Origin of the sequence: Flagellimonas oceanensis, from assembly GCF_003992595.1 — a bacterium.
GTDB lineage: Bacteria > Bacteroidota > Bacteroidia > Flavobacteriales > Flavobacteriaceae > Flagellimonas > Flagellimonas oceanensis.
Genome location: NZ_RZNA01000047.1, coordinates 169,653 through 189,541, shown reverse-complemented (window position 1 = coordinate 189,541; position 19,889 = coordinate 169,653). Strand labels below are relative to the sequence as shown.

Here is a 19,889-nt window from a genome sequence, read left to right as displayed (position 1 = left end):
AATCAACAGACATAGCCGCAGATGCAGTGAACGCCGCAACCATAAACCTAGATGTGGCAGGGGACGGGCTTGTACAGAACGGAACGACAGGCGCCCTTGATGTAAATGTCGATGATTCAACAATAGAAGTTAATACAGACCAATTAAGGGTTAAACCTTCCACAACAAACGGACAGGTTCTAACAACACTTGGAGGAAATGTTTCTTGGCAAAGTCCTTTGACTTCAATTGTGATTGGCATGGGACATGTTAATGCGGATGCAAGCTCAAATACCCTATCAAGTTTTATTAATAATGTATCTCGGATTTCAGATCCCGGAGTATATACAGTAACCTTTAACACACCAATATCTACTGATTATATAGTTCAATTAACCGTTAATGGCACTACCTCAGGGATTATTCAAGTAGCAAACCAAGGAGCCAATTCATTTGAAGTACACATTTTCAATACAAGTGGTAATCCTCAAAATTCAGCTTGGCAATTCATGGTAATTCAATTCACTCCATGAAACCCATCCTCCACATAGTATTTTTGTTGTCGGTCAGCTTTGCTGTGGCCCAAAGTGCGCTGTACAATAGCGGCAACTTTGCTGTGCACCACAATGCACAGATAGGCCTGCATACCGATTTTATCAATGATGCCGATTTTGAGCCATCTTCGGGATTGGTCGGTTTTTACGGGAATCGCCCCATTATCGTTTCCGGCAATGTATCCCCTACATTTTGGGACACCGAGATCTTGATGGGCAGCAATGTATTTTTGCAGACCTCCATCATGGTTCAGAACAATGTCAATTTTATACTGGGAGATGTCTTAAGTCCCACCAACATCCCTGCGATAAACCTGAACTTTATGGATCAAGGTTTTTTTACGGGCGAGAGCAATGCTTCCAAAGTAACCGGCTTTGCCGCCATCAACAATCATGAGGTGTTTTCATTTCCTGTGGGAGACCCGCAACAACTCCGACCCTTGACATTGAACTCGGAAAGCACGACCCCTTTGGCCGTATGCGCCTATTTTTTTGAAGACCCTTCGAACCCAACGTCCATTATACAAGCCTTTGACACCGAAGAAAAAGTAAAGGACATCGGAACCGTGACCGACCGTGAGTTTTGGGTCTTGCAAAGCGATGTGCCCACTCAGGTTACGATTTCCTGGAACACCAGAAGTGCTTTGGCCACTATTCCCAATGCAACTTTGGAATCCATCATCGTGGTCGGGTGGAGTAAATCGTCCAACCAATGGGTCATCATTGGCAACTCCGCTATTGGTGGCGATATTTCACAAGGCGTTGTCACTTCCGAAACATTTGTGCCCAGCGATTACGCAGCCATCACCTTTGGTACCGTACCGCTCCCCACAGACACCTTTGCCGTGGACCATCCAACATTGGGCAATTACTTTTTGAGTCCCAACGGCGATGGCATCAACGATTTCTTGATCATTGATGATATGGAGGAATCGCCCAACAACAGTTTGAGAATCTTTAACCGCTACGGACAAAAGGTTTTTGAGAAAATCAACTACACCAACGAGTTCAGGGGAGTCGCCAACACGGGGAGCATGGTTCCCAATCAAACGGCCGGCCTGCCCGAAGGCGTCTATTTTTATCTAGTTACCCTGGATGATTTGGGACTGGAATATTCGGGCTTTTTGTTTTTGGACAAATAATTATTTCCTTTTTATACCTAAAACCAAAAAGTCAATTGTTTGGATTCCCATTTTCACGGGAATGACAATAACAACTGAATCCCCGATAGGGTCTTTCGGGTAAATCTTTTTCTATTAAAAATACTTCTTAACTTGGGGGCAAAATTCATTTCATGAAAAGAAGGACTTTTATCAAAACTGCCTCTGCATCAGGATTGGCCTGCACCCTACCCCCCATTCTTCCAAATATGTACGACCCGGATTACTCCACTGCGGAGCTGATGGGCAAGGCGGATGTTGAGCTTTTTGGCGAGGGCATCAACCTGAGAGAAGAAGCCTACGAATCCTTTTTGGAAATGAAAAAAGCCGCCCAAGCTGACGGATTTGACATTCAAATGGTGTCCAGCTACCGTGATTTTTACCATCAACAACGTATTTGGGAACGCAAATATCTCAACTATACCGAAGAGGGAATGTTTCCATTGGAGGCCATCGATAAAATCATAGAATATTCCACCATTCCCGGAACAAGCAGGCACCACTGGGGCACCGATATTGACATTATCGACGGGAATGTCAAAGTAACGGGCGGGGTGCTTGACCCTGATAAGTTTGAAGCCGGCGGTCCATATGAGGGCTTTAAAGCCTGGCTCGATGAAAATTCGACCAAATACGGGTTCTACCTCGTATACACCGACAACCCAAGAAGAAGAGGGTTCAAATACGAACCGTGGCATTACAGCTATGCTGCCATATCCATTCCCATGCTCACGGAGTATCGAAAACTCAACATTTTAAAATTGATGCAAAAAGAGAATTTCTTGGGAAGCGAACATTTTACCACAGGCTTCATCAAGACCTATGTGCAGGATAATATTTTGGACATCAACCCTGTATTGCTATAACGGTTTTTTCGTATCTTCAACTAACAAGAACACTGACCCATGAGAAGAGGAAGTTGGAGGATACGCATCCTCATTGGTTTGGCCATTGTTGCCTTTGCTTTTATCCGCCGGTGCAGCAATCAAGAGGAGAACCCATACACTGGGAGAACCCAGAACATCGACATGACAGCGGAGCAGGAAATCGCCATAGGGCTGCAGAGCGCTCCTGAAATGGCACAGCAACATGGCGGTCTATATCCCGATCAGCGTATGCAGGCCCTTGTGGATGCCGTGGGCAATAAATTGGTAAAGAGCAGTGTGGCTCGGGAAACCCCTTATCAATATGAATTTCATCTTTTGGCGGACGACCGCACCATCAATGCTTTTGCACTGCCCGGTGGACAGATTTTCATTACCTACGCCCTCTTCTCCCAACTCAACGAACCCCAACTTGCCGGGGTTTTGGGACACGAGATAGGCCATGTGCTCGGCAGACATTCCGCCGAACGGATTGCCGAGAGCAGCTTTTGGCAGACCTTGGCCACAGGTGCATCGGTAGGGGGCGATATGGGAAGCCTAGTAGCGGGCATTGGTCAAAACACACTACTTAAAAATGGAAGAGGGGACGAATTGGAGAGTGACGAACTCGGTGTTCTGTTCATGATCCAATCCGGATACGACCCCAATGAGATGATCAGGGTCATGGAAGTGTTGAAAGCAGCAGCGGGACCCGATAGGGTTCCCGAATTTCAGAGCACCCACCCCGATCCCGAAAACCGTATTGAAAAAATAAAGGAAGCCATAGAAAAATATTCAGGTCGATAGAATTGACGGTTTATCGATTAAAAAGGCATTCCGACTTAATTTCCGTATCTTTGAACTGACCCCAAATCAACCATAAGTTCTCTTAACTTTACTATGCTGTAAAAAGAGAACACATGGGAACACTAGTACACTTTAAAAATCTCTATTTAGAGGCATTTGACGATTGCAAACCTAGCTTTGTGGTATTCTTTTTAAAAGGATACTCCATATTTTGCGCGGTCATGTTATTCATGGCTTTCTACGCATTTTTGTACAGGGCTTTCACAGGTTTTGAATTCTAAGAGACACACTCTTTTGCAAGAACACTGAATATGTAAAATGAGCAAAGGGCCCATCCGATCGGATGGGCCCTTTTCGTTCTTGGACGAATAAACTCCTTTTCTATTTTTTCATAGCAGCTTCCAACACGGCCTGTGCTTCGGTAGCGTTGGACAATTTGGCGTATTTCATGGCGGTCATCCCACCATCACAACGTTTTTTAAGGTCTGCACCATTGGCAATAAGCACTTTGAGCACTTCGGCCTTGTTGTAACGTGCAGCATAATGGATAGGTGCTTTGCCCAAGGATTTTTGGTTGACATCCTCTCCAAGTTCAATGAATTTTTTCACGGTTTCCACATCGCCCTGCATGACCGCCTTACAAAAAGCGCTCAAAGCATCCGGCGATACCATTTCAATGGTTGATTCCGTTTCATTGGCTTTCAGCTCATTGGCAGAAACACCGCTTAGGGCCAACAGACATACAGCGGCCACTGTGAAGATTGTTTTTTTCATGATGAATTGTTTTTGATTAATGAATTTACTTGTTATAAAAATAGACTTCTCAAAAGCTTCGATGTTACACGATTAACAGTTAAATAACTAAATTTTAACAAGTTGTCAATATTAACATAAAATTATTAACAGATTCATATTTAGAATTTTAAAGAAAAACTAGGGCATCCAAGGAGATCATTTTATTTTTGTAGTACAATATTTCACTATGGACAAAAAGGTTATTCTAATGATTTTGGATGGTTGGGGAAAATCCCCTGATCCAAAGGTTTCGGCAATTGAAAAAGCCAACACCCCATTTATTGATTCGCTATATACCAAATACCCAGATGCCGATCTGCACACCGATGGAATGAACGTCGGTCTGCCCGAAGGGCAAATGGGAAACAGTGAAGTGGGCCACATGAACTTGGGCGCTGGAAGAATCGTGTACCAAGACCTGGCAAAAATCAACAAGGCCGTAAAAGAAGACACCTTAAAAAATGAGAAAGTGCTTCAAGAGGCATTTCAATACGCCAAAGCGAACCATAAACCCGTCCATTTTTTAGGTTTGGTAAGCGATGGTGGTGTACACAGCCACATCGACCACCTCAAGGCATTGATCAAGGCCGCAGATGAAAGTGGCGTGGAAAACTCTTATGTACACGCATTTACTGATGGTCGTGATGTCGACCCTAAAAGCGGCAAAGGCTTTTTGGTGGACCTTGATACTTATTGCGCCGACAAAAAGACCCAATTGGCGACCGTGATCGGAAGATACTACGCCATGGACCGTGACAAACGATGGGAACGCGTAAAAATGGCCTACGATGTTGTAGTGAACGCAGAAGGCGAGAAAACACAGCATATCGGCGAGGCCATGCAAAAGAGTTATGATGATGGTGTTACCGATGAGTTCATCAAACCATTGGTATTGACCGATGAAAGTAATGAGCCCGTTGCAAAGATCAAGGATGGCGATGTGATCATCTTCTTCAATTTCAGGACCGACCGCGGCCGTGAATTGACCCAAGCCTTGAGCCAACAGGATTTCCATGAGCAGAACATGCACAAATTGGACCTGTACTATGTTACCATGACGAATTATGATGAATCCTTCAAGGGCATCAAAATCATATTCAACAAAGAAAACATCAAGGATACCTTGGGCGAGACCCTTGCCAAAAACGGCAAGAAGCAAATCAGAATCGCCGAAACCGAAAAGTACCCCCACGTTACCTTTTTCTTCAACGGGGGACGTGAGGAACCCTTTGAAGGGGAGCAACGCATTCTTTGTCCATCCCCAAAGGTGGCCACTTACGATCTTCAGCCCGAAATGAGCGCTTACGACATTCGCGATGCCATCATCCCTGAATTGAAAAAGGGCGATGCCGATTTTGTCTGCCTCAATTTTGCCAATCCGGATATGGTTGGGCACACGGGTGTCATGGAAGCAGCCGTCAAAGCTTGCGAAACAGTGGATGCATGTGCCAAGGATGTGATAACGGCAGGCTTGGAGAATGGCTATTCCACCATCGTAATCGCCGACCACGGTAACTGCGACACCATGGTCAATCCAGATGGCAGCCCCAACACGGCACACACCACCAATCCCGTTCCGCTGATTTTGGTGGACAATGATGTGAAAGAAGTGAAAAGTGGTGTATTGGGCGACATTGCCCCTACCATTCTTAAATTATTGGGCGTTCCACAACCGGAATTGATGACCCAGAAACCATTGGTATAAACAACACACCTTAAAATCCTTTGAATCCATCTATCTTTGCGGCTATGATTAAAGTAAAAACAGCTGAGGAAATCGAGTTGATGCGTCAGAGCGCGTTGGTAGTATCCAAAACCCTGGGCATGTTGGCCAAGGAAATAAAACCCGGTGCCAATCCACTCAAATTGGATAAAATGGCAGAAGAGTTTATTCGGGAACAAGGTGCCGAACCAGGTTTTTTGGGGATGTACGATTTTCCCAACACCTTGAATTGGAGCCCCAATGCACAAGTGGTGCACGGAATACCTGGCAACGAACCCTTAAAGGACGGCGATATCATATCCGTGGATTGCGGTGCGGTAAAGGATGGGTTTTACGGCGACCATGCCTACACCTTTGAAGTAGGCGAAGTAGCCGAGGAAACCAAAAAACTTCTCAAGGTCACGAAAGAATCCTTGTATATAGGAATCAGGGAATTCAAACTGGGCAACCGCGTCGGCGATGTGGGCTACGCCATTCAAAAATACACTGAAGACCATGGCTATGGTGTAGTGCGTGAATTGGTAGGCCACGGTTTGGGACGTGAGCTCCATGAAGACCCCCAAATGCCCAACTACGGCAAGCGCGGACGTGGCAAAAAATTCGTGAACGGAACAGTTGTGGCCATAGAGCCCATGATCAATATGGGCACTAGACGAATCAAACAGCTAAGGGACGGTTGGACCATACTTACCGCTGACGGTAAACCAAGCGCCCATTTTGAACACGATGTGGCCTTGGTGGATGGAAAACCGGAACTATTGTCCACATTCCAATATATTTACGAAGCTTTGGGGATTAGCAGTGACGAGGAAGATGAGTTCCGTAGCGAGAAATTGGTGCTTTGATAATTTCGAAAGCTGTTGAAAGCAGCTCATAAATGAAACGACTCTTTAAGTTCTTTCTAAATCTTGTTCCAAGACCCTTACTCATTCAAATGAGCTATTGGGTACGTCCGTTGATTGCTTTTTCCCTAAAGGGAAACAGGTTTACCGACCCGATAGACGGCAAATCCTTCAAAAGCTTTTTACCCTACGGGTATGAGAGCCCTAGGGAGAACGTACTATCCCCTTCCACCCTTTCCTTGGAACGGCACCGCTTATTATGGTTGTATTTGAAAAATGAAACAGAGTTCTTCAACAATCCTATAAAATTGCTCCACTTTGCTCCCGAACAGGCTTTTTACAAGCGCTTTAAAAAGCTGGATAATTTGGAATACACCACTACCGACCTCAATTCGCCCCTAGCGGATGTAAAGGCGGACATCTGCAACTTACCCTTTCAGGATGATTCCTTTGATGTGATCCTGTGCAACCACGTATTGGAACACATCCCCGATGACACCAAGGCCATGCAAGAGCTGTATCGCATCATGAAACCGGGCGGATGGGGCATATTTCAAATTCCGCAAGATCTGAAAAGGGAGAAAACATTCGAGGATGACACCATTACCGACCGAAAAGAGCGTGCCCGTATTTTTGGTCAGTACGATCACGTTCGCATCTACGGAAGGGATTATTTCGATAAGCTTCGCAGCATGGGCTTCACAGTCGAAGAGGTGGATTACACAAACACCCTTCCAAAGGATAATGTTGAAAAATACCGCTTGGCAAAAGGCGAGATCATTCCCTTGGTTCGGAAATAATCAGTTCTTGACCAAAGCTTCAAAACCCGGAGTGAAGAACTCCTGGGTCTCCCCATTTTCATCCAAATAGATGATATAAGCTTCCAACTCGCCATGGTTTTCGAGCACTTGTTTGGAATCCTCCAAATCCATCGCCATAAACGAAGTTGCATAGGCATCCGCAACAGCACAGGTCTTGGCAACTACACTTGTTGCCAAAACATTGGAATTTTTGGTATATCCTGTTTTGGGATTGATGGTATGCACATACTTCTCCCCTGTTTCTGGGTCGACCCGAAACTTCCTGTAGTTTCCAGATGAGGCCATGGCCATATCCTCCAGGGACACGATCTGTTTCAATTGGCGACCTGTTTCCACTTGGGGATCATCGATTCCCACGGACCATTGTTTCCCCGAATCCAGATTGGTGCCTTTGGCCAACACCTCACCCCCAACCTCTACTAAATAATTTTTGATGCCCCTTGCGTCCAACATGGCCCCTAACCGGTCAATGGCATAGCCTTTGGCCACAGCGTTGAAATCAAATCGGATGGAGGGATGCGTCTTTGATATGGTGTTATCGGAATTCAATTTTACCTTATCCCATCCCACATAGCCAAGCAAACTGTCCACGCGAAGGCTATCGAGCTTTATCTGTTCTCCCGGTCCAAATCCCCAGGCATTGGCCAAAACGCCTATGGTAGGGTCAAAATAGCCGTTGGACGCCTTATGGACCTCACTTGAAACATCGAACACCTCTTTGAACATATCATCGACAACAACGGTGGAATCCCCTTCATTGATCTTGGATATATCTGAAGAAGGGATATAGGTGGACATCGATTGGTTGAGTACTTGGAAAACCGAATCTATCTCCTGTTGATAATCCAACTCCTCATCCGCAATGTAAATAATGGAATAGGTGGTGCCCAAAGCATTCCCCCAAGTTTGATTTTTGACATTTTCCTTTGGTGTACAGCCCAAAAACAATACGCCCAATCCCAATAACAATACTTTGTGCTTCATTTTAAATTTCGATTAAACCTTGATAATCCACTACATATTCCTCGTTCAAATACAAGGGTTCCGTTCTGTCCGATGCATTGGACAACCCTACCCCTGCAAAATAGGTCCTTGCCTCGAATTTCTCGGCATGGTCCTTTACAGTGCGCATTAGCCCCTCATCGTACTCCCTTGGATTTAAGGGAAACTCCACATTCCTAACCACAATGAAATGTAGTTTTTTTTCCTTGAGGCATACATACTGTGGGTTCTTCTTGAGCTTACTGTTGATGGCCATAAATTCAAAACCATCGGCCTCCAGCTCGCGACCCACGATGTTCATGGCCAAGTTGTGCAGTTCCTGTTCTGTCAGTTCTCTTCCCATAGGCAACAAAAAAACCGATGCATGAGCATCGGTTTGGTTTTATTCATACCTCTCGACAATGCTCGAGGTGATTAACTATTTTGGTTTTATCCTCCAAAGTCATCGAACCTGATATTCTCATCTGGAATACCAAAATCCTGACCCATTTTCTCCACTGCTTTGTTCATCAACGGTGGACCACAGAAGTATAGTTCAATATCCTCTGGTGCTTCATGATGGTTCAAGTAGTTATCGATAACACAGTTATGTATAAACCCTACGAATCCATCCCCTTCTTCATCATTGATGTCCTTCTTGACTTTCCAGTTATCCTCCTCTTGAGGTTCTGAAAGTGCCATATAGAACTTAAAGTTCGGGAACTCCCGCTCCAATTCCTTAAAGTGTTCGATGTAGAACAACTCCCGCTTGGAACGTCCTCCATACCAATAGGTCACTTTCCTATCGGTCTTCAATGTTTTGAACAAATGGTACAAGTGGGAACGCATGGGGGCCATTCCGGCACCACCACCAACGTAAAGCATTTCCGCATCGGACTCATTGATGAAGAACTCACCAAACGGTCCAGAAATGGTTACAGGATCACCTTCCTTCAAACTAAAGATGTAGGAAGAGGCAATACCTGGGTTTACATCCATCCATCCGTTTTTATTACGATCCCATGGTGGGGTCGCAATACGAACGTTCAACATGATTTCCCTTCCTTCCGCTGGATAAGAGGCCATGGAATAGGCTCTTTCCTCGGTTTCCGGGTTCTTCATCACCAATGGCCACAAGTTGAATTTATCCCACTCTGTCTGGAATTTATCCGGAGTTTCGTGCTCTTCTGGGTGAGCCGTGATATCAATGTCGGAATATTTCACTTCGCATGGTGGAATCTCGATTTGAATGTATCCACCTGCTTTATAGTCCATATCCTCTGGGATTTCCACCACGAATTCCTTGATGAAAGAGGCTACGTTATAATTACGGACTACTTTGGCCTCCCATTTTTTGATACCGAACACCTCTTCTGGAATGGTGATTTCCATATCCTGCTTTACCTTGACCTGACAGGCCAAGCGTGCACCCTCACTCAATTCCCTCTTGGAAAAGTGCGGCGTTTCGGTAGGCAAGGCCTCACCACCACCTGAAAGCACGTGGCATTCACATTGGATACAGGTTCCACCTCCACCACAGGCAGATGGCAAGAATATTTTCTTGTTACCCAAGGTGGACAACAATGTTCCGCCAGAACCCACTTCCAATTCCTTTTCCCCATTTATTTTAATGGTTACAGGTCCGGACGGTGACAGTTTTTCTTTAGTGAACAGCAACAATGCCACCAACACTAACAACAAAACAAGAAATGCAACTACAGTAATTAAGATAGTACCTCCGGTACTTGCGGCTAATATCATCTTCTATTTGTTTAAGGCGTCGTTATAAGAGACTGCTTTTTCCTTATCCTCAATCTCCTTTTTGATTTCATTATCTTCTTTTTGGGTCTCAGCAGTGGTGGTCTGTGTTTCTTCTGGTGGCTCATTGTCACCTGTCAACATCCCTCCAAAACTTTGGAAACCGATTCCCATCAAGCCTGTGATTATAAATGTGATTCCCAAACCACGCAATGGGGCCGGCACATTGGAATACCTGATTTTTTCACGAATGGCGGCAATGGCCAAAATGGCCAAGAACCATCCAATACCGGAACTGATACCATAATTGAGCGCCAAGCCTATGTCCGGTATCTCCCTTGTCTGCATAAACAGCGAACCTCCCAAGATGGCACAGTTTACCGCGATCAAAGGCAAGAAAATACCCAATGAGTTATAAAGTGATGGGGAAAACTTTTCCACTACGATCTCCACTAACTGCACCATGGTCGCAATGGTTGCAATGAAGAGGATAAAGGAAAGGAAGCTAAGGTCGTACTCAGCATACTCAGGGCCCAACCAGGCCAAGGCTCCGTCTTGTAATAAATATTGGTCCAACAACCAGTTCAATGGCACGGTAACACCCAAAACGAATATTACAGCGGCCCCCAAACCTACAGCGGTGGAAACTTTTTTGGATACGGCCAGATAGGAACACATTCCCAAAAAGACCGCAAACACCATATTGTCTACGAAGATTGATCTAAAAAATAGTTCTAAATGCTCTAACATGCTTCCTCAGTTTATGCTTCTTCAATTAATTCTCTATTCCTAGAGCGTTGTACCCAAATGATGATTCCCACAACGATCAACGCCGCCGGGGGGATGATCATAAAGCCGTTGTTCTCATATCCGATGGAATACAGACCTGTTTTGGTCACAGGGTCTCCCAATACCTTCATTCCGAAAAGTGTTCCTGAACCCAATAGTTCCCTGAAGAAACCAACGATCACAAGGATCACACCGTATCCCAATGCGTTACCAATACCGTCCAAAAAGGATTTCCATGGTCCGTTACCCAAAGCAAAAGCCTCAAAACGTCCCATGATGATACAGTTGGTAATGATCAATCCAACGAATACCGAGAGGGTCTTGCTCAATTCATAGGCAAAGGCCTTAAGCACCTGGTCCACGATGATCACCAAGGAGGCAACCACGACCAACTGCACAATGATTCGGATTTTAGCGGGGATGATGTTACGTATAAGCGATATGACAACATTACCCACACCCAATACGAACAATACGGATATTGCCATTACCACAGAAGCTTTAAGCTCCGCGGTAATCGCCAAAGCCGAACAGATTCCCAATACCTGAATGGTAATGGGGTTGTTGTCCGCTAACGGGTCTTTTATCAGATTCGCATCTTTTTTTGATAGTAGCGCCATATTAATTGGATCTAATAGTTTGTAAATAAGGTTTGTATAGCTTCAGGCTTTCCTTGATCATTGCGGTAACCCCGTTACCTGTGATCGTAGCTCCTGCCAAAGCATCCACTTGATTATCTTCTTTGTCGTTGTTCAAAGGGTCGTTGTTTCCCTTGGCAACCTCGACACCAACATATGTGTTGCCGTCCACAACCAGTTCCCCTTTGAAATCATCCATGAAAAATCGTTGCTTGATATTGGCACCAAGTCCTGGAGTTTCTCCCCGGTGATCAAAATAAACACCTTTGATTTCCATGTTTTCATCTACTGACATGTATCCCCAAATTGCATCCCAAAGGCCTTTTCCGTACATAGGGATGATATAGAACTTTTCTCCGTCCTTTTCGCCAATCAACAAGGGAAGCTCTGCTTTTTCACCACTCTTGGCTTTGGCCAATGCTTTCTCCACATTGATCAAGTAAGCATTCTCCTTTTCCGTTGCCTCGGTGCCCTCCAATACCAATTGTTGGGTTATGTATTGGGAGAATGCATCCTCCACATCGGTAGTGGGAATAAATGAAACGTCGCCATCCCCTTCATTTTCATTGACTCCCATGGCATATAGAATATTTTGTTGCTTTTCGAAGCGCTCGTTCTCATCGATCATTGGCTTAAGGCCAGATGCAACGAATGCCAATAGCGAACCTACAACAACAACCATTAAGACTGCGAATACTACAGTGTAGCTATTTTTTTCTGTATCGATTGCCATAATTAAGCTGTTTCCGTTTTTAGTGAATCAACCTCATCCGAAGCTTTTGGATATATGGTTGCTGTCTTAAATCGTTTTAATCTCTTTTTGATGTTACCTTTCACAACGTAGTGGTCAATGGTCGGTGCGAATACGTTCATTAACAGGATTGCCAAGAACACACCTTCCGGGTACCCTGGGTTGAACACCCTGATCATTACCGAAAGGAATCCGATAAAGAATCCGTAGTACCATTTACCTTTATTGGTCTGTGACCCGGTTACTGGGTCAGTGGCCATAAATACGATACCGAAGGCCAATCCGCCCACCAACAAATGCTGCCAATAAGGGAAGCTCATCAATGTATAGAACTTACTGTATTCGGGCAACCATCCAGCATCCACGATACCATTGAAGATAAGCCCCATGGCCAATGCACCTACTACTGCACTTACCATGATTCTCCAAGAGGCGATTTTTGAAAATATCAAGAAAAGCGCTCCCAAAAGAATCAACAAAGTGGATGTTTCACCCACAGAACCAGGAATAAATCCATAGAACATATCAGACAGTGAGTATGCATAATCCGAACCTTGTGCCAAGGAACCCAATACGGTTTCCCCTGATATGGCATCTGCAGTTCCTGCTCTTTCCACACCTTCGTGCACCCAAACCTTGTCACCACTCATCCAAGTTGGATAAGCAAAGAACAAGAAGGCACGAATGGTCAATGCCGGGTTCAAAATATTCATTCCCGTTCCTCCAAAGACCTCTTTTCCAATCACAACACCAAAGGCTACGGCAATGGCCAACATCCAAAGTGGTGTATCCACAGGAATAATCAAAGGCACCAACATTCCAGTTACCAAGTAACCCTCCTCTACTTCGTGTCCTTTGATCACAGCGAACAAGAACTCAATGGCCAAACCAACCCCGTAGGATACGATCACCAATGGCAATACGGTCGTGATTCCCACCAAGAAATTATCCCAAGTCAAGAAATGATCAAAAAGGGAAAAGTTCTCTGGGAAACCGTTGATTGCGGAGTAGTGCTGGTAACCTGCGTTGAACATCCCGAACAACAGGCAGGGCACCAATGCCAAGATCACTGTGTTCATGGTACGTTTCAAATCATCTGCAGCTCGAACGTGTGCCCCCGAATGGGTGGTCTCGTTCGGCATATAAAGAAAAGTATGCAGTGCATTGAAGGCAGGTGCCATTTTTTTGCCCTGATACTTGAGTTTCAACTGATGTAATTTTTCTTTCATGCCCATATTATCCAAGTTCTTTTTGCAACAAATCCAATCCTTCCCTGATTATTTGTTGGTGTGGTTGTTTTGATATGCATATGAATTCCGTCAAGGAGAAATCCTCTGGAGCCACTTCGTAAAGCCCCAATTGTTCCATTTCGTCCAAATCCTTTACCATACAGGCCTTCAACAACTGAAGCGGGTATATGTCCAGAGGAAAAACCTCTTCGTACCTACCTGTTACCACGAAAGCCCTGTGCTCCCCATTGGTATTGGTATCCAAATCGTATTTCCTTTTAGGCTGCAACCAAGAGAAGGTCAATGCCCTTGTGGATGATATTTTATTGAAAACCGGCTTGTTCCACCCAAAAAACTCGTAATCATCGCCTTCCGGGATGGCGGTTACCGTATTATTATAGAACCCAAGATGCCCCTCAGTATGTGTTTTCGCACCCGTGAGCACATCTCCGTTGATCAATCGGAACCTATCCTCTTTCACACCACTTGCATATAGGAAGGTGGAGATTTCAGCACCGATTTTGGTTTTATAGTATTTTGGCTCCTTTACAACAGATCCGGCCAAGGCCACGACACGCTCAGCGTTGAACTTACCCGTCAAAAGCAGCTCGCCCATCATCACAAGGTCTTGCGGAGACAAGGTCCAAACAGTCTCCCCCTTGTTCACAGGGTCAATTCTGTTGATTTGTGTCCCAACCAAACCTGCTGGGTGCGGTCCTGATATTTTGTGAAGCTCTATTCCTTTTATATCATTAAAAGGCGATCTACTGGACTTTGCAATGGTCACGTGGATTTTCCCAGGGGTCATTTTGCTAAGCGCCATTATGGCCGCCTGAATCTCCTGCTCCTTGTCCTTTAGGACAAAATCAGGGTCTGCTGCCAGTGGAGCCGTAGCGTACGCCGAGACAAAAATTGCCTTTGGGGTCGCTTCTGGGTCCGCGATCACATCATAAGGTCTTTGCTTGATGAAAGGCCAGCCCCCACACTGTAAAAGGTAGGTTTTAATGGCATCCCCATCTGCCGTATCCAAATCCGGCACCTTGTTGATCATGTAATTCTGTTCTTTGTCGGCAAGGACCTTCAGCGTTAAGATTCTTCTCCTTGCCCCCCTCACGATTTCCACAAGTTCACCACTCACTGGGGAAACAAAGTGCATTTCTTCGTTGTTCTTGTTATAAAAGAGGGGTTCGCCCGCTTTTATCTCTTCCCCTTGTTTTATCAACATTTTTGGAGTGATTCCATGGAAATCATCTAGGTTCAGGGCGTATACGTTACTTGTAACGGCTTTGGAAATAGTCTGCTCTGCCGCCCCGACGAGGTTGATGTCCAACCCCTTTTTAATCCGGATGTCTTTAGACATATTATTGTAGACCTTTTGTTATCAAAATCGGACGCAAAAATAGCACTAAAAGGATTGTTTTCATAATAATTAACTATAAAATATGGGATTATACCGAGCTTAATTCACTGGGCATACTTTTTGTTTAACTTTACACCAAAATCATGTCCTTGATACGTTATACCTACATTTTGTTGCTAATTGGCTTGTTTTCCCCTTCGGCTTTTGGCCAAATCATGAAAGAGGTCAACCCTCCTGAAAACATCAAATCAATTGTTTTCAAGGGTCCCACGGAAGACCAGTTCCCCGTAATCCAACTTGGGGAATCCATGACCTTGGAGTTTGATGACCTTATGGCCAATGAACAGGATTATTATTACAAAATAGTGCATTGCGATTACGATTGGACCCCTTCCCAACTATTGAAATCCCAGTATTTGGACGGCGCCGACAATCAACGCATCATCGATTATGAAAACAGCTACACAACCTTGCAGCCCTATTCCAATTATCGCCTTTCCATCCCCAACCAGAACGTTAAATTGAGGGTAAGTGGCAATTATGTGCTGGAAATATACAACAGTTATGGCGAGCTTCAATTCTCCAGAAGGTTTGTCGTATACCGGGATGCCGTAGCCGTCTCCGGCGTGGTTAAACGATCCAGGGACTTCAACTTCATCAATACCAAACAAGTGGTCCAGTTCAATATCAATACGGCAGGTTTCAATGTGGTCAACCCAAAAAGGGAAGTGAAAGTCGCCATCATACAAAATCATCAATGGCCCACGGCACTATACAACATTAAGCCCCAGTTCACCATTGGGACTGAACTCGTTTACAAATACAATGAGGAAACCAGTTTTTTCGGCGGTAACGAATACCTCTATTTCGACACCAAGGACCTTCGCTCGCCCACCTTTGCCGTGTCGAACATTGAAATGAGGGATGTGTACCATCACTACCTGTTTACCAACGAATTTAGATTTGATCAGGAGTACACCTATTTTCCGGACATCAATGGGGATTTTGTGGTCCGAACCCTACAAGGGGAAGACGTTTCAAGGGAGGCTGAATATTCCAAAGTCCATTTTAGTCTGCCTTACAGTAACCTGATTGGACTGAACCATGTTTATGTCATTGGAAAGTTCAACAACTACGCCTTGACGGATGAGAACAGAATGACCTTCAATGAAGAAAACGGAAAATCCGAAGCCACCCTGATGATCAAACAGGGTTTCTACAATTATAAATATGTAGTACAAAAGGAAGATGGGACCATTGAACCCAACCTGGTAAGTGGCAATTTTCATTTTACGGAGAACAACTACCTCATCCTTGTCTATTATCGGGATTTTGGCGATATGTACGATAGCATAATCGGCATTGGCTCTGCCAATTCCAGAAATATCAGCAATTAATTTATCTTTAGCCCCAAATCCTTCAAGGCATGGGCAAAAAAGATGGTTTGATTTCCAAAGGTCGCTACGAATTAAAGTTCAGGGGCGTAAAATGCCTCAACTGCGGACATCCGCTGGACATCAGTGACAAGTACTGCCCCAATTGCTCGCAGGCCAATAGCACCAAAAAATTAACGCTCAAGGATTTTTTCGATGAATTCTTTTCAGGATTGATCAATTACGACTCCAAGCTCCTTAAAACCCTGTATGCCCTATTATTGAGACCGGGCCGGATCACCAAAGACTACGTCAACGGGAAACGGGTAACCTACACGAATCCGTTTCGCTTTTTACTGAGTTTGGCCTTTCTATATTTTTTAATGTTCACCTACAATAGCCAATTTGATGATTGGGACGATGCCGCCAAGGATTTTGATGGGACCATCTACAACGGCTCACCTTTTAAGTTCAACACGGATTCGGGAGGTCTAGAAGTGGATAGCGTTGCGTTGGAGAAGCAGGGCAAAGCCACCCAAAATACCTTGGATTCATTAAAAAAAACAAATCCAGGCATCATGGTTGGCCTCAACAATCTTGATTCCATTAAAAAAGCAGACCCCAAACTTTTCTCTAAAATGGGAAATTTGGATTCTCTTGGTGTCTTTATAAAAGACATTGAAAAAACACAACGAAAAAAGGATTCTTTCATGAACGCCGACCCCTCAGGCTATTTTAAAACACTCGAGGAAAAATCAGGCATGGATGGGTTTTCCAAAAAAGCAGAGTTTTTTGGACTCTATATTAAAAAGGACACCTTAAAGAACTTTGAACAGGCCCGGAACCTTTACCATATTGAAGAGAGCACCACCAACAAAATGGCCTTCAACCTTTCAAACAGTATCTGGAAGGTTATGAGTGAACCTGGGACCTGGGTCAACGAAACCATCTCCAAGTTGCCTTTTGTAATTTTCTTCTTCATGCCTGTGTTCACAATCTTCATTTGGTTGGTTTACATCAGAAAAAACTACACCTACACCGATCATCTCATTTTTAGTTTCCACAATCAGTCCCTCTTGTTTATCTTGCTCATCCTTAGCCTTACATTGGATACCATATTCAATATGGACAGCTCGGGGATTTTTCTATTGATTTTTGCTTTTTACCTCTATAAGGCAATGCGAAAATTTTATGGACAAGGAAGATTTAAAACTATTGTGAAATACATCTTTCTGAACACTATATTTATGATTCTGGCCTTTTTCACGATCATAGTTACGTTTGCAGGAAGCGGTTTAACCTATTGATAGTTATGTTTACTCAGGTAACCAAAGGGATAAAAGTATCTGTACGCACTTCATTTGAAGGCACATTTTTTAAGAATTACAAAGTGCATTACGCATTTGGCTACACCATTACCATAGAGAACCAAAGTACGGACACGGTACAACTTACCGCTAGGCACTGGGATGTATTTGACGCGCTCAAGGACATCGAGACCATTGACGGAGAAGGTGTTATAGGCAGGAAACCGGTGATTAAACCTGGAAAATCCCACACCTATAGTTCCGGCTGCCTTTTGGCATCGCCCGTTGGTGCCATGCGCGGTTTTTATCAAATGGTCAACTTTTCCAACGCCGAGGAGTTCGAGGTGGAAATACCCACTTTTAAGTTTGCCGCACCCTTTGCCATAAACTAATCCCGGTCATTTTCTATTCCCTATAGGTTTCCCTATCTTTGATAGAATTGTTAATCATTAAAAAAAACATTTCTATGGGAAAAGGATTTTTTCAAGTTCCAACTGCATATAACGAACCTGTACTGAGCTATGCTCCGGGTTCTCCAGAACGAGAAGAAGTACTAAAACAATATAAAGCGTTTTACAATGACCATGTGGACATCCCATTGTACATTGGAAGCGAAGAAATAAAAACAGGCAACACCAAGCCATTATCCCCTCCGCACGACCACAAGCATGTGATAGGACAATACCATTTGGCGGAAAAAGCACATGTGGAAAAGGCCATCGCCAATAGTTTGGAAGCCAGAGAGGCATGGGCCAACTTGACTTGGGAACAGCGTTGCGCCGTCTTTTTGAAAGCTGCCGACCTCATCGCAGGGCCTTACCGCCAAAAGATGAACGCCGCGACCATGCTCGCACAATCCAAAAATATTTATCAGGCCGAGATTGATTCCGCCTGTGAGATCGTGGATTTCCTCCGTTTCAATGTGGAGTACATGTCCCAGATTTATGGCGAACAGCCCGAATCTTCTGAAGGCGTATGGAACCGTGTGGAATACCGTCCGCTGGAAGGTTTTGTCTATGCCATTACCCCTTTCAACTTCACGGCGATTGCAGGTAACCTTCCCACCAGTGCAGCGATGATGGGTAATGTTTCTATCTGGAAGCCTAGTGACAGTCAAATATATTCCGCTAAAGTGATCGTGGACGTACTTAAGGAAGCTGGTTTGCCCGATGGCGTCATCAACGTGGTCTATGGCGATCCCGTTATGATTTCCGACACCGTGTTGGACAGCCCAGATTTCTCCGGAATTCACTTTACTGGTTCCACAACGGTGTTTAAGAACCTTTGGAAACAAATCGGAAACAACATCCACAAGTACAAATCCTATCCGCGAATCGTGGGCGAGACCGGAGGTAAGGATTTCATCATTGCACACCCAACTGCCAAGCCCCAACAAGTAGCTACAGCGATCAGCCGAGGCGCCTTTGAGTTCCAAGGTCAAAAATGTAGTGCAGCATCACGTGTGTATTTGCCGAAATCCACTGCCGATGAAATCTTGGAATTGGTCAAAAAAGACATTGCCTCTTTCAACAAGCCAGGCTCTCCAGAGGACATGAGCAATTTCATAACTGCCGTGATTCACGAAGGGTCTTTTGACAAACTGGCCAAGTTCATCGATCAGGCCAAGGCCGATGACAATGCAGAAATCATAGCAGGAGGCAATTACGATAAGTCCGTGGGGTATTTTGTGGAGCCTACGGTTATTTTGACAACCGATCCGCAGTACGAAACCATGTACACTGAACTCTTTGGACCCGTGGTCACTGTTTATGTTTACGAAGACAAGGACTGGAGTGAGACCTTGAAATTGGTGGATGGCACTTCCGAATACGGACTGACGGGCGCGGTGCTTTCCGGGGACCGTTACTCCATTGATGAGGCGACCAAAGCATTACAGAATGCAGCGGGGAACTTCTACATCAACGACAAGCCAACGGGCGCCGTTGTGGGACAGCAGCCTTTTGGTGGCGCAAGAGCTTCGGGAACCAATGATAAGGCCGGATCCATGCAGAACCTATTGCGTTGGGTCTCCCCTAGATTGATCAAGGAGACTTTTGTAACTCCCGAGGATTATAGATATCCATTTTTGGGATAAGCCCAAAAACAGTTAATTTAAAGGCCGTCATTGAGTAATGATGGCCTTTTTTGTTTAACCTAAC

The 19,889-nt window shown here is 44.7% G+C and carries 21 protein-coding genes; 12 read left to right on the top strand and 9 right to left on the bottom strand.

The genetic code is table 11. The features are described 5' to 3' along the window. From EO132_RS13880 to EO132_RS19320, 5 genes are all read left to right on the top strand, one after another. Positions 1-512, top strand: a 512-nt coding sequence (locus tag EO132_RS13880; RefSeq protein WP_164732348.1) for a hypothetical protein, incomplete at its 5' end; no start/stop codon positions are given. Continuing rightward, entirely contained in the window at positions 509-1,675 is a 1,167-nt protein-coding gene (locus EO132_RS13875) for a gliding motility-associated C-terminal domain-containing protein (protein WP_127138438.1), read from the top strand. The genes EO132_RS13880 and EO132_RS13875, both read left to right, overlap by 4 nt. Before the next feature lie 152 nt (positions 1,676-1,827). Further along, positions 1,828-2,559, top strand: a complete 732-nt coding sequence (locus EO132_RS13870; protein WP_127138437.1) for a M15 family metallopeptidase — start codon at positions 1,828-1,830, stop codon at positions 2,557-2,559. 39 nt (positions 2,560-2,598) lie between these two features. After that, on the top strand, positions 2,599-3,363 hold the full coding sequence (locus EO132_RS13865) for a M48 family metalloprotease (RefSeq protein ID WP_127138436.1): 765 nt from the start codon (positions 2,599-2,601) through the stop codon (positions 3,361-3,363). A 113-nt stretch (positions 3,364-3,476) separates the two neighbouring features. Next, a complete protein-coding gene (locus EO132_RS19320; RefSeq protein ID WP_164732347.1) occupies positions 3,477-3,644 on the top strand; it encodes a DUF6747 family protein in 168 nt (55 codons plus the stop codon). A 100-nt stretch (positions 3,645-3,744) separates the two neighbouring features. On the opposite strand, the gene EO132_RS13860 is transcribed toward EO132_RS19320, so the two are convergent. Further along, a complete protein-coding gene (locus EO132_RS13860; protein ID WP_127138435.1) occupies positions 3,745-4,137 on the bottom strand; it encodes an ankyrin repeat domain-containing protein in 393 nt (130 codons plus the stop codon). 208 nt (positions 4,138-4,345) lie between these two features. On the opposite strand from EO132_RS13860, the gene gpmI reads away from it, so the two are divergent. Genes gpmI through EO132_RS13845 form a run of 3 tightly spaced genes read left to right on the top strand, consistent with a single transcriptional unit; the run spans position 4,346 to position 7,523 of the window. Next, a complete protein-coding gene (gene gpmI / locus EO132_RS13855) occupies positions 4,346-5,863 on the top strand; it encodes a 2,3-bisphosphoglycerate-independent phosphoglycerate mutase (protein ID WP_127138434.1) in 1,518 nt (505 codons plus the stop codon). A 44-nt stretch (positions 5,864-5,907) separates the two neighbouring features. Continuing rightward, positions 5,908-6,726: a type I methionyl aminopeptidase gene (gene map / locus EO132_RS13850; RefSeq protein WP_127138433.1), complete on the top strand. Its 819-nt coding sequence runs from the start codon at positions 5,908-5,910 to the stop codon at positions 6,724-6,726. Positions 6,727-6,758: 32 nt separating this feature from the next. Continuing rightward, on the top strand, positions 6,759-7,523 hold the full coding sequence (locus EO132_RS13845) for a class I SAM-dependent methyltransferase (protein WP_127138432.1): 765 nt from the start codon (positions 6,759-6,761) through the stop codon (positions 7,521-7,523). Here the strand turns inward: EO132_RS13845 and EO132_RS13840 are convergent, their stop codons facing one another. The 8 genes from EO132_RS13840 to EO132_RS13805 form a co-directional block, all read right to left on the bottom strand. Next, positions 7,524-8,528, bottom strand: coding sequence for an FAD:protein FMN transferase (locus EO132_RS13840; RefSeq protein ID WP_127138431.1), 1,005 nt, complete (start codon positions 8,526-8,528; stop codon positions 7,524-7,526). A 1-nt stretch (position 8,529) separates the two neighbouring features. Then, positions 8,530-8,889: a Na(+)-translocating NADH-quinone reductase subunit F gene (locus EO132_RS13835; protein WP_127138430.1), complete on the bottom strand. Its 360-nt coding sequence runs from the start codon at positions 8,887-8,889 to the stop codon at positions 8,530-8,532. Between the two features lie 86 nt (positions 8,890-8,975). Then, a complete protein-coding gene (gene nqrF, locus EO132_RS13830; RefSeq protein WP_127138429.1) occupies positions 8,976-10,286 on the bottom strand; it encodes an NADH:ubiquinone reductase (Na(+)-transporting) subunit F in 1,311 nt (436 codons plus the stop codon). Between the two features lie 3 nt (positions 10,287-10,289). Next, positions 10,290-11,033, bottom strand: a complete 744-nt coding sequence (nqrE, locus tag EO132_RS13825; RefSeq protein WP_127138428.1) for an NADH:ubiquinone reductase (Na(+)-transporting) subunit E — start codon at positions 11,031-11,033, stop codon at positions 10,290-10,292. A gap of 11 nt (positions 11,034-11,044) precedes the next feature. After that, positions 11,045-11,692, bottom strand: a complete 648-nt coding sequence (locus EO132_RS13820) for an NADH:ubiquinone reductase (Na(+)-transporting) subunit D (protein WP_127138427.1) — start codon at positions 11,690-11,692, stop codon at positions 11,045-11,047. A 1-nt stretch (position 11,693) separates the two neighbouring features. Continuing rightward, positions 11,694-12,443, bottom strand: coding sequence for a Na(+)-translocating NADH-quinone reductase subunit C (locus tag EO132_RS13815; RefSeq protein ID WP_127138426.1), 750 nt, complete (start codon positions 12,441-12,443; stop codon positions 11,694-11,696). 2 nt (positions 12,444-12,445) lie between these two features. Further along, the gene (locus EO132_RS13810; RefSeq protein ID WP_127138425.1) at positions 12,446-13,696 is read right to left on the bottom strand and encodes an NADH:ubiquinone reductase (Na(+)-transporting) subunit B; all 1,251 of its coding nucleotides are present in this window, start codon (positions 13,694-13,696) and stop codon (positions 12,446-12,448) included. Position 13,697: 1 nt separating this feature from the next. Continuing rightward, the gene (locus EO132_RS13805; RefSeq protein WP_127138424.1) at positions 13,698-15,050 is read right to left on the bottom strand and encodes a Na(+)-translocating NADH-quinone reductase subunit A; all 1,353 of its coding nucleotides are present in this window, start codon (positions 15,048-15,050) and stop codon (positions 13,698-13,700) included. Between the two features lie 152 nt (positions 15,051-15,202). Between EO132_RS13805 and EO132_RS13800 the strand changes: the two genes are divergently transcribed. The 4 genes from EO132_RS13800 to pruA all read left to right on the top strand — a co-directional run bounded on the left by EO132_RS13800 (position 15,203) and on the right by pruA (position 19,825). Then, positions 15,203-16,447, top strand: coding sequence for a type IX secretion system plug protein (locus EO132_RS13800; RefSeq protein WP_127138611.1), 1,245 nt, complete (start codon positions 15,203-15,205; stop codon positions 16,445-16,447). 29 nt (positions 16,448-16,476) lie between these two features. Next, positions 16,477-17,730: a DUF3667 domain-containing protein gene (locus EO132_RS13795; protein ID WP_127138423.1), complete on the top strand. Its 1,254-nt coding sequence runs from the start codon at positions 16,477-16,479 to the stop codon at positions 17,728-17,730. Between the two features lie 5 nt (positions 17,731-17,735). Beyond that, the gene (apaG, locus tag EO132_RS13790) at positions 17,736-18,122 is read left to right on the top strand and encodes a Co2+/Mg2+ efflux protein ApaG (protein ID WP_127138422.1); all 387 of its coding nucleotides are present in this window, start codon (positions 17,736-17,738) and stop codon (positions 18,120-18,122) included. A 74-nt stretch (positions 18,123-18,196) separates the two neighbouring features. Then, complete coding sequence (gene pruA / locus EO132_RS13785) at positions 18,197-19,825, top strand: L-glutamate gamma-semialdehyde dehydrogenase (RefSeq protein WP_127138421.1); 1,629 nt, start codon at positions 18,197-18,199, stop codon at positions 19,823-19,825. Positions 19,826-19,889 lie beyond the last annotated feature (64 nt).

Excerpts from the sequence above, each read along its gene's own strand:
- EO132_RS13875 (WP_127138438.1), top strand. The coding sequence starts at position 509 with ATGAAACCCATCCTCCACATAGTATTTTTGTTGTCGGTCAGCTTTGCT.
- EO132_RS13870 (WP_127138437.1), top strand. The coding sequence starts at position 1,828 with ATGAAAAGAAGGACTTTTATCAAAACTGCCTCTGCATCAGGATTGGCC.
- EO132_RS13865 (WP_127138436.1), top strand. The coding sequence starts at position 2,599 with ATGAGAAGAGGAAGTTGGAGGATACGCATCCTCATTGGTTTGGCCATT.
- EO132_RS19320 (WP_164732347.1), top strand. The coding sequence starts at position 3,477 with ATGGGAACACTAGTACACTTTAAAAATCTCTATTTAGAGGCATTTGAC.
- EO132_RS13860 (WP_127138435.1), bottom strand. The coding sequence starts at position 4,137 with ATGAAAAAAACAATCTTCACAGTGGCCGCTGTATGTCTGTTGGCCCTA.
- gpmI (WP_127138434.1), top strand. The coding sequence starts at position 4,346 with ATGGACAAAAAGGTTATTCTAATGATTTTGGATGGTTGGGGAAAATCC.
- map (WP_127138433.1), top strand. The coding sequence starts at position 5,908 with ATGATTAAAGTAAAAACAGCTGAGGAAATCGAGTTGATGCGTCAGAGC.
- EO132_RS13845 (WP_127138432.1), top strand. The coding sequence starts at position 6,759 with ATGAAACGACTCTTTAAGTTCTTTCTAAATCTTGTTCCAAGACCCTTA.
- EO132_RS13840 (WP_127138431.1), bottom strand. The coding sequence starts at position 8,528 with ATGAAGCACAAAGTATTGTTATTGGGATTGGGCGTATTGTTTTTGGGC.
- EO132_RS13835 (WP_127138430.1), bottom strand. The coding sequence starts at position 8,889 with ATGGGAAGAGAACTGACAGAACAGGAACTGCACAACTTGGCCATGAAC.
- nqrF (WP_127138429.1), bottom strand. The coding sequence starts at position 10,286 with ATGATATTAGCCGCAAGTACCGGAGGTACTATCTTAATTACTGTAGTT.
- nqrE (WP_127138428.1), bottom strand. The coding sequence starts at position 11,033 with ATGTTAGAGCATTTAGAACTATTTTTTAGATCAATCTTCGTAGACAAT.
- EO132_RS13820 (WP_127138427.1), bottom strand. The coding sequence starts at position 11,692 with ATGGCGCTACTATCAAAAAAAGATGCGAATCTGATAAAAGACCCGTTA.
- EO132_RS13815 (WP_127138426.1), bottom strand. The coding sequence starts at position 12,443 with ATGGCAATCGATACAGAAAAAAATAGCTACACTGTAGTATTCGCAGTC.
- EO132_RS13810 (WP_127138425.1), bottom strand. The coding sequence starts at position 13,696 with ATGGGCATGAAAGAAAAATTACATCAGTTGAAACTCAAGTATCAGGGC.
- EO132_RS13805 (WP_127138424.1), bottom strand. The coding sequence starts at position 15,050 with ATGTCTAAAGACATCCGGATTAAAAAGGGGTTGGACATCAACCTCGTC.
- EO132_RS13795 (WP_127138423.1), top strand. The coding sequence starts at position 16,477 with ATGGGCAAAAAAGATGGTTTGATTTCCAAAGGTCGCTACGAATTAAAG.
- apaG (WP_127138422.1), top strand. The coding sequence starts at position 17,736 with ATGTTTACTCAGGTAACCAAAGGGATAAAAGTATCTGTACGCACTTCA.
- pruA (WP_127138421.1), top strand. The coding sequence starts at position 18,197 with ATGGGAAAAGGATTTTTTCAAGTTCCAACTGCATATAACGAACCTGTA.